This window comes from Shinella sp. GW835-FHT14H05 (assembly GCF_058793575.1).
Map to the genome: position 1 here is coordinate 85,234 of NZ_JBXAFY010000008.1, position 13,332 is coordinate 98,565.

The 13,332-nt window shown below is 63.7% G+C and carries 14 protein-coding genes; 3 read left to right on the forward strand and 11 right to left on the reverse strand.

The features are described 5' to 3' along the window. Window positions 1-10 precede the first annotated feature (10 nt). The 5 genes from AC1Q6Z_RS22630 to AC1Q6Z_RS22650 are packed head-to-tail and all read right to left on the reverse strand — an operon-like array spanning window position 11 to window position 5,206. Entirely contained in the window at window positions 11-760 is a 750-nt protein-coding gene (locus AC1Q6Z_RS22630; protein ID WP_492649365.1) for an ABC transporter ATP-binding protein, read from the reverse strand. Further along, complete coding sequence (locus tag AC1Q6Z_RS22635; RefSeq protein WP_492649366.1) at window positions 757-1,590, reverse strand: ABC transporter ATP-binding protein; 834 nt, start codon at window positions 1,588-1,590, stop codon at window positions 757-759. The genes AC1Q6Z_RS22630 and AC1Q6Z_RS22635 overlap by 4 nt, the downstream gene beginning before the upstream one ends. Further along, on the reverse strand, window positions 1,587-2,504 hold the full coding sequence (gene nikC, locus AC1Q6Z_RS22640) for a nickel transporter permease (protein ID WP_256120186.1): 918 nt from the start codon (window positions 2,502-2,504) through the stop codon (window positions 1,587-1,589). Before nikC ends, AC1Q6Z_RS22635 begins: the two co-directional genes overlap by 4 nt. Next, a complete protein-coding gene (locus tag AC1Q6Z_RS22645; protein WP_492649367.1) occupies window positions 2,501-3,562 on the reverse strand; it encodes an ABC transporter permease in 1,062 nt (353 codons plus the stop codon). Before AC1Q6Z_RS22645 ends, nikC begins: the two co-directional genes overlap by 4 nt. Window positions 3,563-3,574: 12 nt before the next feature. Continuing rightward, window positions 3,575-5,206: an ABC transporter substrate-binding protein gene (locus tag AC1Q6Z_RS22650; RefSeq protein ID WP_492649368.1), complete on the reverse strand. Its 1,632-nt coding sequence runs from the start codon at window positions 5,204-5,206 to the stop codon at window positions 3,575-3,577. Window positions 5,207-5,498: 292 nt separating this feature from the next. Between AC1Q6Z_RS22650 and AC1Q6Z_RS22655 the strand changes: the two genes are divergently transcribed. After that, a complete protein-coding gene (locus tag AC1Q6Z_RS22655) occupies window positions 5,499-5,660 on the forward strand; it encodes a hypothetical protein (protein ID WP_256120183.1) in 162 nt (53 codons plus the stop codon). A 119-nt stretch (window positions 5,661-5,779) separates the two neighbouring features. Here AC1Q6Z_RS22655 and AC1Q6Z_RS22660 read toward each other — a convergent pair whose 3' ends face one another. Next, the gene (locus AC1Q6Z_RS22660) at window positions 5,780-6,346 is read right to left on the reverse strand and encodes a cysteine hydrolase family protein (RefSeq protein WP_492649369.1); all 567 of its coding nucleotides are present in this window, start codon (window positions 6,344-6,346) and stop codon (window positions 5,780-5,782) included. 110 nt (window positions 6,347-6,456) lie between these two features. Between AC1Q6Z_RS22660 and AC1Q6Z_RS22665 the strand changes: the two genes are divergently transcribed. Further along, window positions 6,457-6,897: an Lrp/AsnC family transcriptional regulator gene (locus AC1Q6Z_RS22665; RefSeq protein WP_492649370.1), complete on the forward strand. Its 441-nt coding sequence runs from the start codon at window positions 6,457-6,459 to the stop codon at window positions 6,895-6,897. 25 nt (window positions 6,898-6,922) lie between these two features. Here AC1Q6Z_RS22665 and AC1Q6Z_RS22670 read toward each other — a convergent pair whose 3' ends face one another. The 3 genes from AC1Q6Z_RS22670 to AC1Q6Z_RS22680 all read right to left on the reverse strand — a co-directional run bounded on the left by AC1Q6Z_RS22670 (window position 6,923) and on the right by AC1Q6Z_RS22680 (window position 10,534). Next, complete coding sequence (locus tag AC1Q6Z_RS22670; protein WP_492649371.1) at window positions 6,923-7,321, reverse strand: response regulator; 399 nt, start codon at window positions 7,319-7,321, stop codon at window positions 6,923-6,925. A 195-nt stretch (window positions 7,322-7,516) separates the two neighbouring features. Continuing rightward, window positions 7,517-8,989 carry an FAD-dependent monooxygenase gene (locus AC1Q6Z_RS22675; RefSeq protein WP_492649372.1) on the reverse strand — a complete coding sequence of 491 codons (1,473 nt, stop codon included), beginning with the start codon at window positions 8,987-8,989 and terminating at the stop codon, window positions 7,517-7,519. A 9-nt stretch (window positions 8,990-8,998) separates the two neighbouring features. Further along, window positions 8,999-10,534, reverse strand: coding sequence for a S41 family peptidase (locus AC1Q6Z_RS22680; protein WP_492649373.1), 1,536 nt, complete (start codon window positions 10,532-10,534; stop codon window positions 8,999-9,001). A gap of 159 nt (window positions 10,535-10,693) precedes the next feature. On the opposite strand from AC1Q6Z_RS22680, the gene AC1Q6Z_RS22685 reads away from it, so the two are divergent. Beyond that, entirely contained in the window at window positions 10,694-11,668 is a 975-nt protein-coding gene (locus AC1Q6Z_RS22685) for a helix-turn-helix domain-containing protein (RefSeq protein ID WP_492649374.1), read from the forward strand. Window positions 11,669-11,687: 19 nt separating this feature from the next. On the opposite strand, the gene AC1Q6Z_RS22690 is transcribed toward AC1Q6Z_RS22685, so the two are convergent. Both AC1Q6Z_RS22690 and AC1Q6Z_RS22695 read right to left on the reverse strand, forming a co-directional pair. Then, a complete protein-coding gene (locus tag AC1Q6Z_RS22690; protein WP_492649375.1) occupies window positions 11,688-12,287 on the reverse strand; it encodes a histidine phosphatase family protein in 600 nt (199 codons plus the stop codon). Further along, on the reverse strand, window positions 12,284-13,324 hold the full coding sequence (locus AC1Q6Z_RS22695; protein ID WP_492649376.1) for an ABC transporter ATP-binding protein: 1,041 nt from the start codon (window positions 13,322-13,324) through the stop codon (window positions 12,284-12,286). The genes AC1Q6Z_RS22690 and AC1Q6Z_RS22695 overlap by 4 nt, the downstream gene beginning before the upstream one ends. Window positions 13,325-13,332 lie beyond the last annotated feature (8 nt).

Below are 13,332 nucleotides of genomic sequence, written 5' to 3' on the forward strand. Positions count from 1 at the left end.
CGGCAGGCCCTCAAACGTCGCGCCGAAAACCTTCGCTGGCGGCGAGAAGGCCGCGGGTGTAATCCTGCGTCACCTTGCGCGCCGCGAGATCCGTGGCGGTGAGCTGTTCCACCGTGCGGCCGTTCTGCATGACCATCAGGCGGTTGCACATGTGGGTAATGACGGCGAGGTCGTGGCTGACCATGACGAAGGTGAGATTGCGGGCGGTGCGCAGCTGTTCGAGCAGGTTCAGCACTTCGGCCTGCACCGAGGCATCGAGCGCCGACGTCGGTTCGTCCAGCAGCAGGATGGAGGGTTCGAGGATCAGCGCGCGGGCGATCGCCACGCGCTGGCGCTGGCCACCGGAAAGCTGGTGGGAATAGCGGAAGCGGAAACCGGAGCCGAGCCCCACCTCGTCCAGCGCCCGCACGATGCGGCCTTCGGCATCGTCAAAACCGTGGATCGCTAGCGGTTCGAGCAGCAGCCGGTCGACCGTCTGGCGCGGGTGCAGCGAACCATAGGGGTCCTGAAAGACCATTTGGACCTTGCGATAGAACGCCTTGTCGCGTTTGCCGCCGAGGACCTTGCCGTCGACCGTGATGGTGCCGGCAGAAGCGGGCGCAAGGCCGGCAACCGCGCGCAACAGCGTCGACTTGCCGGAACCGGATTCACCGACCAGCCCGAAGGAGCCGCCGGGCGCGACGGACAGGCTCACATCCTCCAGTGCCACGAAATCGTCGAAGGCGACACCAAGCCCGTCGATGGCGAGAGCCGGCGTCATGTTCTCCACTCCGGCCTGCGGTCGAGCACCGGCAGCGGGTGCCGGTCGGCGCCGATCTCGGGCATGCAGTTGAGCAGGCCGCGGGTATAGGGGTGCCGGGCTTCGGAAAGCCTTGCCGCTGGCAGCTCCTCCACGATGCGGCCGGCATACATGACGATGACGCGGTCGCAGAAGGAGGAGACGAGCCGCAGGTCATGCGAGATGAAGATCAGGCCCATGCCCCGATCGGCAACCAGCCGGTTGAGGATCGCGAGCACGTCGAGCTGCACCGTCACGTCGAGCGCCGAGGTCGGCTCGTCAGCGATCAGGAGTTCGGGGTCGGCAATCAGCATCATGGCGATCATCGCGCGCTGGCCCATGCCACCGGAAACCTCATGGGGATAAAGACCGAAGACGCGCTCGGGATCGCGGATCTGCACGGCCGCGAGCATGTCGAGTGCGCGTTTTCGAGCCTCCGCCCGCCCGACCCGCTCGTGCGTGCGGAGCGTCTCGACGATCTGGCGGCCGATGGTCATGACCGGGTTCAGCGAATATTTCGGGTCCTGCAAAATCATCGCTATGCGCTTGCCGCGCAGCGCCCTTCTCTCGGCTTTCGAGGCCTTGAGGAGGTCGATGCCGCTGAATTCCAAGCGTTTCGCATCGATTACGCCATGCTCGGCGGTGAGCCCCATGATGGCGCGGCCGGTTTGCGACTTGCCGGAGCCAGATTCGCCGACGATGCCGAGCCGCTCGCGCCCGAGCGTGAAGGAGACGCCGCGCACGGCCTCGATGACGCCGGTGCGGGTCGGAAAGGAAACACGCAGATCCTCAACGTCAAGCAACGCACTCATTGGCCGCTCCCACGCGGATCGAGCGCATCGCGAAGGCCATCGCCGAGCAGATTGAAGCCGAGGCTGACGACGAGGATGGCAAAGCCCGGTGCGGCGGCGACCCACCATTGATCGAGGATGAAGCGGCGGCCGGAGGCGATCATCGCGCCCCATTCGGGCAGCGGCGGCTGCGCGCCGAGACCGAGGAAGCCAAGGCCGGCGGCCGTGAGGATGATGCCCGCCATGTCGAGCGTCACGCGCACGATGAGCGAGGAAATGCAGAGCGGCATGATATGGCGCAGCACGATGCGCCAGGGCGAGGCGCCCATCAGCTGCACCGCCAGGATATAGTCCGAGTTTCGCACCGTCAGGGTTTCTGCCCGCGCGATGCGCGCATAGGGCGGCCAGGAGGTGATGGCGATGGCGATGATCGCATTACCGATGCCCGGCCCGAGTGCGGCGACGAAGGCGAGCGCCAGCACGAGCTTGGGAAAGGCGAGGAAGATATCGGTGATGCGCATCAGCACCGCATCCACCCAGCCGCCGGCATAGCCGGCGACCGTGCCGACCAGAAGGCCGATGGGTGCCGCAATGACTGCCACGAGCAGCACGACCTGCAAGGTGAGGCGCGAACCGTAGATGAGGCGCGAGAGGATGTCGCGGCCCTGGTCGTCCGTGCCGAGCCAATGCGCCGGCCCCGGCGTCATCAGGCGGGACTTGGCGAGATCGCCGACATAGGGCGAATGGGGGGCGAGCAGCGGGGCGAAGATGGCGAGAAAGACCATGCCGAGGATGATCAGCAGGCCGACGACGGCGAGCCGGTTGGCGGTGAACCGCCGCCAGGCGACATAGGCGCGGCCGAGGCGGGCTTGCAGGCGCGATTGCGGCCGGTCGGTGAGGAGCCATTCGCGGCGGGTCATTGCGGTCTCGCTCATCGTGTCCTCGTTCTCGGGTCGAGCATGCGGTAGAGCAAGTCGGACAAAAGGTTGATGGCGATGAAGACGGAGCCGATCACGATGGTGCCGCCCAGCACCGCGTTCATGTCGGCATTTTGCAGCGAATTGGTGATGTAGAGGCCAAGCCCCGGCCAGGCGAAGACGGTTTCCGTCAAGACAGAACCCTCCAGCAGGCCTGCATAGGAGAGCGCGATGACGGTGACGAGCGGCACCGCGGCATTGCGCAGCGCATGGCCCCAGATGATCCGCGTCTCCGACAGGCCCTTGGCGCGCGCGGCGACGATATATTCCTGGCCGAGCTCGTTCAGCATGAAGGAACGCGTCATGCGGCTGATATAGGCCATGGAGAAATAGCCGAGCAGCGAGGCCGGCAGGATGATGTGCGAGACGATGTCGCGCAACGCGGCCCAGTCGCCGGTGATGATCGCGTCGAGCAGGAAGAAGCCGGTGACGGGCGTGAACGTATATTCGAACACCACGTCCATGCGCCCGGGGCCGGAGGTCCAACCGAGGCGGGCGTAGAAGACGAGCAGCGCTAGCAGGCCCAGCCAGAAGATCGGCACGGAATAGCCGATGAGGCCGACGATGCGCACCACCTGGTCGACGAGGCTGCCGCGCTTGACGGCGGCAAGCACGCCGAGCGGGATGCCGAAAAGCGCGCCGATGAGCGTGCCGACCGTGGCAAGCTCCATGGTCGCCGGGAAGACGCGGCGGATGTCGGCCATGACGGGATTCGTGGTGAGCACCGAAGTGCCGAAATCGCCCCGAAGCACGCCGGTCATATAGAGCCAGAACTGCTGGTAATACGGCAGGTCGAGCCCCATTTCCTGCCGAACGCGCTCGATCACATGGGCCGGCGCCCGGTCGCCGACGATCGCCAGCACCGGATCGATCGGCACGACGCGGCCGATGAAGAAGGTGACTGCGAGCAGGCCGAGATAGGTGGTGGCGACCACCACGAGGAAACCCGCCACCGATTTCAGCCGTGCAGAAGCGCGCCGTTTGGCGCGCCCTGCCGGCTTTCGCATTTCAGCCATGCTCAAGGAAGGTTATTCCTTGGAGATAGGCGCGAGCGGGTTGGAATCGAAACTTGGCCCCAGCGTGTAGCCCTTGACCTTGCCGCGCACGCCCGCCACCTCGATCTGCTGAAAGATCATCACGAAGGGGCTGGTCTCCAGCGCCTGCTGCTGGAGCTTTTCATACATTGCCGCACGCTTGGCGTTGTCACGCTCCAGAAGGGCCGCCTTGGATTCGGCGGTCAGTTCCGGAATGTCCCAGGCGTTGCGCCAGGCGAGCGTCTTGACAGACGCATCGTCGCCATTGTCCGGGTTGGAGGTGAAGGCTTCGCCATTCGAGTTCGGATCCCAGTAGTCCATGCCCCACTGGCCGATATAGAGATCGTGATTGCGAGCGCGATACTTGGTCAACGTCTGCTTACCATCGCCCGGGATGATCTCGATCTTCACGCCAGCCTGCCCGGCCGTCTGCTGGAAGGATTCGGCAATGCCCGTCACCGGCTGCGTGTTGCGCACGTCAAAGGTAACGGAGAAGCCGTCCTTCAGGCCTGCCTTTTCCAGAAGCTCCTTGGCCTTCGCGACGTCGAATTTGTAGGGGCTTGCATCGAGCGCACCGAGCACGCCCTTGGCCTGGTAGGTCTGGCGGATTTCGCCGATGCCCTTGATGAGCGTCGCGCCGATCGCGTCATAGTCGACGAGATACTTGAAAGCCTCGCGAACCTCGGGCTTGGCGAGATTTTCGTTCTTCTGGTTGAGGCTGATGTAATAGACCGTGCCCTTCGGCGCGCTGGCGGTCGTGAGGTCCGCGTTCTTCGACACGGCCTCTAGGTCGCCCGGCTCCAGGTTGCGGGCGACATCGACGTCGCCGGCCTCCAGCATCAGGCGCTGCGTGGCGCTTTCCTTGACGTGGCGGTAGATGACGCGGGTCAGCGCGGGCTTCTCGCCGTAATAATTGTCGTTGCGCTCCAGCACGACGATTTCGTTGGCGCGCCAGTCGCGGATCTTGAACGGTCCGGAGCCGGCATAGTTGGTCTTGAGCCAGCCATAGCCGAAATCGGTGTCGTATTTGTATTCGTCGCTCGGCGTCTTGGCCTCGGCGTGTTCCATCACCAGCTTCTTGTCAAGCACGGCGCCGACGGTGGCGGTGAGGCAGTTCAGCACGAAGCTCGGCGCATAGGACTTGTCGACGGTGAAGACGAAGGTGTTTTCGTCGACCGCCTTGGCCTTTTCCGTCACGTTGTCGCCCGTCAGGCCGAACTGGGTGAGGATGAAGGCGGGGCTCTTGTCGAGCTTGACGACGCGCTCAAAGGACCAGGCGACATCCTCGGCGGTGATCGGGTTGCCGGAGGCGAACTTGATGCCCGGCTTCAGCTTGAACGTATAGGTGAGGCCGTCGTCGGAGACGGTCCAACTGTCGGCAATGCCGCCTTTGACCTTCGTCGTGTCGGCGATGTCGAGGCGCACCAGCATGTCATAGGCGTTGCCGATGAATTCCGCCGGCGACAGTTCGAAGGATTCGGCCGGGTCGAGCGTGATCGTATCGTCGATCGCCCAGGCCTGGACCAGCGTATCCGCCGGCGTTTCCGCGAAGGCCGGCGCCGTGCCGCCGCAGACGAGCAGCAGCGAGAAGGCCGCGCCGGCAAGCAGCGGACGCATGCGGTTCATTGTCTTTTCCCTGTTCATTGGTGTTCCCCGTTTCTGACAATAGACCTTCGCCATCCGCCTGGACGGACGTCATTATCGTAAGTCAATCATACTATTGACGGCAAAGACAAGGGCTAAACGGACAGTCGAGGCCGCGGTCGAAAACCAATCGGCAAGTCCGGCGTGGCATTATAGCTCGATGACAACCCCGGTTGGACTTGTGGGAATGGCGCACAGGCACCATATATGCGAAGAGGAACAGAGCGCGTCGCGCACGGCGTTACCGCCTTCCTAACCCCCAAGGAGAAAATCCATGAGCAATATGAATGACGCATCTGCGTCAGCGAAGGGCTATGACGTGAAGACACTCGCGAAAAAGCATCGCATCAGCGTCGAGGACGCCACCAAGATCGTGGCTCAGTTCGGCTCGGATCGCAAAGCCTGCGACAAGGCCGCACGCCGCATCGCCGTCTGACGTTTACGTCCAGTTCGCTCCCGGTTCTCGTCCAGGGGGATCATCCCCTTGCATGAGAAACAGCTCCCGGGAGCGGTCCGGCCTGCCATTTCGACTGGGTTCCACCCGTCGCGGCGCGCCTACGGCAAGACCATCGACAGGGCATCGCCCGTTTTTAAAACCGTAGCAAACTCCTGCCGCAGCGTCGCGATATGAGCGCGATGCACGTCACGCGCGGTAATCGTCCCGCCCTCCCCGTCCGGCAGGTCAAAGCAGTCGCAGGCATCTTCAATGAGAATGATCCGGTAGCCCAGGTTCGCGCCCACGCGGACGCTGGTCGACACGCACATATCGGTCGAAATCCCGAAAAGCACGATCGTGTCCGCGCCCATGCGGCGCAGGCGAAGGTCGAGATCGGTGCCGATAAAGACGGCATTGACGCTTTTCGTCACCAGGGGTTCGTCGGCCTGCGGCTCGAAGCCCGGGCGAAAGGCATTGCCCGGCCGTTCCGGCCGCAGCGTGGAATTCGGTTCGACGCTGTCATGGCGAACATGGATAATGGCCCTCCCCGTGGCACGCCACGCACCAAGCAAGGCAAGGCCGTTCTCATCCGCCTTGCCGTTCCAACGTTGCGGCCACGCGGTCTCATCGAACGCCCGCTGCATGTCGATCGGGATCAGCACGGCGGATTGCGGTATGGTCGACATCGATATCTCTCCTTAAACGATGACCGACGCTAGTTGCTTTTTGGTCCGCTTTCGCGCAGCAAGATGGCGGATGCCCGGACATTCGTCCGGCTTAAGGAAGAGTTATCCGGATGAACGATTTGGACGAGAAGGACAGGCTGCTCCTGGGGGCGCTACGCGCCGACGCCCGCATGAGCCTCATCGAGCTTACGCGCCATGTCGGCCTCTCCCGCAGTGCAGTGCACGAGCGCATCCGCCGGCTGGAGGCAAACGGCGTGATCGCCGGCTACACCGTGAAACTCGGCACGGACAGGGAGAAACCGGGTGTCGAGGCACTCATCGCGATCGGCTTCCAGCCGGGCCGCAACTGCGACCATATCGTGCCGCACCTCAGCGGAATCCCGAACGTCGTAACATGCTGGTCGCTCGCCGGCCCCACCGACCTAATGTTGCTCATAGAATGCGCCTCGAACGCCGAGCTCGACACCATACGCCGCCAGATCGCAACGACACCCGGCATCGCGACCGTACAGACGCACGTATCGCTACGCACCCACTTCGACCGCCGCTGACTTGCCCCGTCGCATTTAGCTGCCGCTACCGGGCCTGCCGGTGCAGGATCGCGCCGGTCACTGCGATCTGGCAGTCGAGTTCGGCAATGATATCATCAAGGCTGTAGGGCTTCGAGAAGAACCGAGCACGAGCCGACATATGCCCTTCCTTCAGAGCATTCCCGCCTGAGACAACGATTTGGGCGGCGGTCGGCCGGCACTGGCTGAACAGCTCGAGCAAATCAAGGCCGCTCAAACCACCCGGCAAATCCACATCCGTCACAAGACCATCTATATGCGTAAATTTTCCCATAAGGCCAATCGCCTCCAAGACACTGGAAGCAGCGAGCACAAGGTAACCTTCATCTTGCAATGCCTCAATCAGAACAAGCCGGATCAGCGGCTCGTCCTCCACGACGAGGATGGTATGCTGGTCGGTGGGCATGGCTGTCTCCAGTCCGAGTTCTTTCGCATAACAACGCGCATCCCCCGAGTTTTTACCCATCCCCGAAATGAGTGTTTGCAAACAAATTTAATAAAATATGAACTTGCGAACGAGTAATCGCATTGCCGAAAGCACGATCGGGGCTGGGGATCTGGATAAATCGGCCAGGCCGGCCAACACTCTCGTAGCCCCATTCTATTCGATAGTGGGTTCGCCGAACCAGGTTCTCAAGGCGTCATCGAGACCTGTAGCGCTTCCATCTGCAACCCAGGCGACGTGCCCGTCGGGCCGGATCAGCACGGCGGTGGGAGTCTGGACCACGCCGATCACGGGAAGTTCGCACACCCCTTCGAATTTCGCGTCGATCAGCTTGACGCGACCCGCCCAGCCCGTGATGTCGAGAGTGTTAGGCTCTCCGAGATTGAGCAGCACCGGCCGCGCATCGTGCAAAAGCGCGAAAACCCGCGTTGGCCCGTCGACGGTGAGAATATCAAGATCGGGCATGCGGCGGCCGAGCAGCGGGTGGCCTTCGCCAAGGTCGTAGCGAATATCGAGGCCGGACATCATCGCGGAATACCAGAGGCGCGGCGCGTCCATTTGCATGACTTGCGCCATCATTTCGCGCAAGGCATTCGTTCGCTCGTCGCCGCGATTGAGCGCTGTCAGCGCCAGGGTCTGTTTGAGCAGGGCCGCTCCGACCGGATGCCGCTCTGCGTGGTAGGTGTCGAGCAGGCTTTCCGAAGAGATATCCTTGACGACCTGTGCCAGCTTCCATCCCAGATTGACGGCGTCCTGGAGGCCGATGTTCAGGCCCTGCCCGCCGACCGGAGAATGCACATGGGCGGCGTCACCGGCCAGCAACACGCGCCCCTTCCGGTAGGATGCGGCCTGGCGTGCCGCATCGGTGAATCGCGACAGCCAGGTGATGTCGTGGACGCCGAAATCCAATCCATAAGCGGCGATAAGCGCCCCGCGAAGCGCATCGATCGTGGGCTTGTCACCTCTTTCGAGCCGTTGCTCGGTCACGACGCCGCGCACGCGTTTGCCGTCCTCCAGCCTTCCAAGAGCATAGACGCCTCTTTCGCCATGCCGCATGCCCAAGGCAGGTTCGTCCGCCATGTCGGCTTCGAAGATCAGGTAGCTGATGGCCGGATCCCATCCCAGGAAGTCGATGCCGGCCGTCTTGCGGACCAGGCTGCGGCCACCATCGCAGCCGACGAGATATCTCGATCGCAATGTCCGCCCATCGTTCAACGCGACATCAACGGAGGCGTCATTCTGCACGAAGTCCGTTACTTCACAGCCGCGATAGGCTTCAACCGCCAACTCGGACGTCCAGTCGGCGAGGCCGCGCTCGATCTTGGCCTGCCACAGCGCGAGCGTGTAGTTGTAACGGGTCGGCCGGTCGCTGGCGTCGAGAACGGCGCCGGCAAACAACACGACGCGATATTTTTCTCCCTGCGAGAGGAAGCGGTCGGCGATGCCACGCTGGTCGAGCAGTTCGATCGATCGCGGATGCAACCCGCTCGCGCGCGAGCCCTCGACGTCCTGGTTCATGCGCCGCTCAACAATGGCGGCATCCACACCCGCCAATGCCAGTTCACCCGCCAGCATCAGCCCCGTCGGGCCGCCTCCGGCGATGACGACGTCATGTTCGGATGAATACATGTCGCGCACCTACGGAACCGGCTGGGCCAGGACAAGCCGCAAACCTGCGTCCTCCGGGCTGCCCCAGTCGCTCGGCTCGGGCGGGATGCTGAGATCGGGAACGAGATCCGCCTTGCCGGGAAGGAACTCGTAATAGCGTGTGGAGACGCCGACGCTGAGACCCGAATTCGGCAGAGTGAAACGCCGCACCTCCTGCCAGTTGTTCGGCGCCGCGCCGGCGGGTTCGCCGACCAGAACGGCCTCTGTCGAGCGCTGGAAATCCACGGCATTCGTCATCGCTGCAGAGAATGTCTTGCGGCCGATCATCACGTAGAGAACGCCGCGCCGGTTGAGCCAGGGGCGGCGCTTTATCTCTTCCACGAAAGCACGCCCGATATTGAAGTCGCCGCCGTCATTGTCGCGCAGGTCGATGATCAGCCTGCGCGGGTGCTCGGCGTCCAGGCTTTGCAGCAGCGCCGCCATATTGTCCGCAAGGCCGTCATACGAGCGCCAGTTCACATAGATACTGCCGTCGGCGAGCCGCTCGCTCCAGAAGGCCTGCTCCTCGTTGCGTTGCCAGAGCGGCACATCCCCACTCAGCGTGGCGTCTGCCCCCGTGTCGGTTGCCGCGGTCATGTCGACAGACTTTTGCACGCCGTCCTCAGTCTCTAAGTTGAACGTATAGGCGGGCCCCGCCCCCAGCCCGATCGCCCGAAGAACGTCCGGATTGGCCAGCAGAGCCGGCACGCCTGCGCGAAAGTGCCATTGAGTCTCCGCCTGCGGGATGTGAGCGCGAAGCCGCTCGGCGACGTCGCTGACCGCCACATTATCGACAGCAACCAACTTGGCGCCGAGCGCGCTGCTTTGTGATCCGGAAATGCCCGTGACACGCAGCCCATCCTCGAACCAATAGAATTCAATAGGCAGGCGCGGCCGCCCATGCGACTGGGCCACCGACGTATGGCCATCGCCGATCAGCGCCGCAAGCCTGCGAAATTCCACGGCGACCGCAGGCCCGTCCAGCTTGGGAAGCGCGGCGCGCAATTCCGATGCCTGTTTTTCGAACTGCGCGCGCGACACCCGATGGAAGGGAGACGCATGCTCGCTGGTGAGGATTGTCACCAGCCGGTCGAGATCTTCCGTCCATTGGGCGGTCGTCAGGTCGAGCCGCTGTTCGGGAGGCCTGAAGAAGCTTTCAGCGTCCGCGGCGGTGCGATGCGCCGTGATTGTTCCGGGCTGGCCCGCAAGGTCGAAGGCGCCGGTAAGGTCGTCTCCGGCAATGTTCAAGGTCAGGATGCCGCTTCCGCCCTGGCCCTGGAAGCGCCCGGCAATCGCGTTTCCGCCCGCTGCGTCGACCAGTTCGAACGTGGCGCCAGGGATCGACACCGTTCCGGTCACGGCCTCGCCCGATCTGTGCAACTCGATATGGATCGGAATCGCAGGCTGCGCGCCGAGGCTCGCCTCGCCGGCGAAGCGCTCGCCCGAGCCTTGTGCCATCGCAATGCTGCCTGCTGCGGCCGAGATCAGCAGGAGAATGAAGCCAAGGATGTTTTTGAAGCGGACCATATCTTATGCCTCAGCGGTTTTACGGTTACGGCGCTGCTGGACGATTGCGGCGACGCTTTGTCCCTCACCGGTGCTGAAGCCGTCGAGCGGGATGGAGACGTTGCGGACGCGAACGCGTGACATATCGGTGCTCCTTCAGTTATTGGGATCACGGACATAATGGCGCTGCACGCTGTCCGGATTGAGGTCGCATGCCGTGAGGATGGCATGCTGCGGCCCATTTCACAGGCTCGGTTCTTGCTCTTCTCGGGGGACGGAATGACACCATCGCGGGCGCGGCAGCTTTATTCGGGTGAGAAACGTCATGGGCTCTCCTTGCCGCGCCTCCAGGCCACCTATGCCTGGATGCCGCCATTCGAGGGCGCATCCCGCACGCGCGCCAATCGGCTGGAAGTCGTTTTCTCCTGCCACGACCGTGTCGCACTGGAACAATCGGGCCGCACTTACGACGTCGAGGTTGCCGCCGGCGGCTTTTATGTGATCGGCGAGGAGCCCACGACGCTCCTGAGCGTACCCGAACACAGCGACACGCTGGAAATGTATCCGCATACGTCGCTGCTGGATGCGGTAGCCGAGGAAATCGGTCGCAAGGTACCCCTCGAACCGACGCTCGGACGGCACAAAGGCCGTCAGCAATTCGCCGTCGAGCCCCTCATGCTGGGCATCGCCCACGTCTTGCGACAGGCGTGTCTGGGGCAGCGCACACTATCGCCCATCGAGGCCAGCAGCCTCGAACATGCCCTGGTCCGGCATCTGCTGGGTCCGGGCAAGGCACCCCACCCCAAAGGCCAGCTTCGCGCCTCCGTCCTCGCCAGGGTGGTCGAGAAGATCGAAAGCGACGTCGCGCAGGTCCTGACCCTTGACGATCTTGCATCGGAGGCAGGCCTCAGCCCTTTCCATTTTGCGCGTGCTTTCCGCAGAACCACCGGCTTGGCTCCCCATCGCTACGTTCTGGCAAGGCGGATGGACCTGGCCAAGAACCGGATTCTCAACACCCGCCTGCCGATTACGGACATAGCCGCATCGATCGGGTTCGAAAATCCGCACCACTTCCGGCGACAATTCCGGGCCGAATTCGGCGTGCTGCCCGGCGATATGCGCGGTGCGGGCTCTCGCGAAGCGGCCGCGGAGTAATCCCGAACCGTCGCTCCACTTAATCCGGCGCGTCGAGAACGGATGAAAATGTTGTCGCGTTGAACACTTCTAGCCTTGCTTCCCCCTTCGGGAAGGCGAGGATGGTCAGGCTGGCCGGGCCAGCCGGGATGATCCGCGCCGGTGCAAGCCCGAGCGTGCTGTCGAGCGCCGCCCGGATCACGCCACCATGGCAGACCATCAGGATCGTTTCGTCCGGCATGTCGATGGCGGCTTGGATCGCCTGCCTGATCCGGGCGCGAAAATCGGCCCAGATCTCTCCGTTCTCCGGCGCGAAGGTGCCGGCCCGCCAGCCCGCATAGGCCGCCGGTGTCTCGGCCATGAGCGACGCGATCTCTGCGCCCGTCCAGTTCCCGACGCTCTGCTCGCGCAGCAGCGGCTCGCGTACGGCATCCGCATAGCCAAGCAGTGCTGCGGTCGCGACCGCCCGTTTCAGGTCGGAGGTCAGCACCACCTCCGGCGCATAGGTCGCAACCATAGGAGCGAGCGTGCGCGCCTGTTGTTCGCCAAGCGCCGATAGTCCGATATCGGCCTGTCCTTGCAGGCGCCGGATGGCGTTCCACTCGCTTTCGCCGTGTCGCACCAGGAGAATGCGTTTCATGAAATACGTTTTCCTTCACTGTCGAAAATCGCTGCGGCTGCGGGGGGCAGCCGGAAGCGCAGATTGGGTGGTAACCGGTCCGCACTGTCCGTTATGGCGGTGATACGAATACCATTGGCCACCCCCGTCACGAGCCGGCGGCCGGCCATGGGCACGACTTCGGCAAGCGTCACGCTCACCGTGCGCGGCCCCGCCTCGTCGGCAAGCTCGATGGTCTCGGCCCGGACCATGGCGTGCCCCACAATGTCCGGCAGGGCTGCGTCAGCTACGGTGCCCAGCCATTTGCCGCCAGCGATCGGTATGAGATTGGCCGCCGGCGTGCCGACAAAACCGGCGACGAAGGCCGAGGCCGGTTCGGCGAGCAGGCGCTCCGGCGCATCGAACTGTTCGATCCGGCCGTGATTCATGACCGCCACATGGCTTGCCATGGTCATCGCCTCGACCTGGTCATGCGTGACATAGACCGAGGTGGCACCGGTCGCGGCATGCACCTTCAGCAGCTCGAACCGCATCTCGACGCGCAAGGTGGCATCGAGATTGGAGAGCGGCTCGTCGAACAGCATCACTTTCGGGCGCGGGGCGATCATGCGGGCAAGCGCCACGCGCTGCTGCTGTCCGCCGGAGATTTCGCCCGGGTAGCGCTGGGCGAGTTGCGTGATCCCGAGCATCTCCATGGCTTCGGCGATGCGTGCGCGACGCTCTTCGGCAGGCAGCCGTGCGACCTTCAGCGGCCAGTCGATATTGCCGGCCACGGTCATGTGCGGCCAGAGCGCATAGGACTGGAAGACGAGGCCGGCGTCACGTCGCGCCGGCGGCAGGGCGAAGCCGGAACCGCCATCGGCGACCAGCGTGTCGCCGAACCGGATCTGGCCGCCGGTCGGCTGTTCAAGACCCGCCAGCATGCGAAGCATGGTGCTCTTGCCGCAGCCGGACGGGCCGAGCAGCACGAGGAAGGCACCTTCCGGCACCGAAAAGCTGACATCGTCGACGACGCGGGTGCCGGCAAAGGATTTGGAGACCTGGTTGAGCGAAATCACGGGGCGGG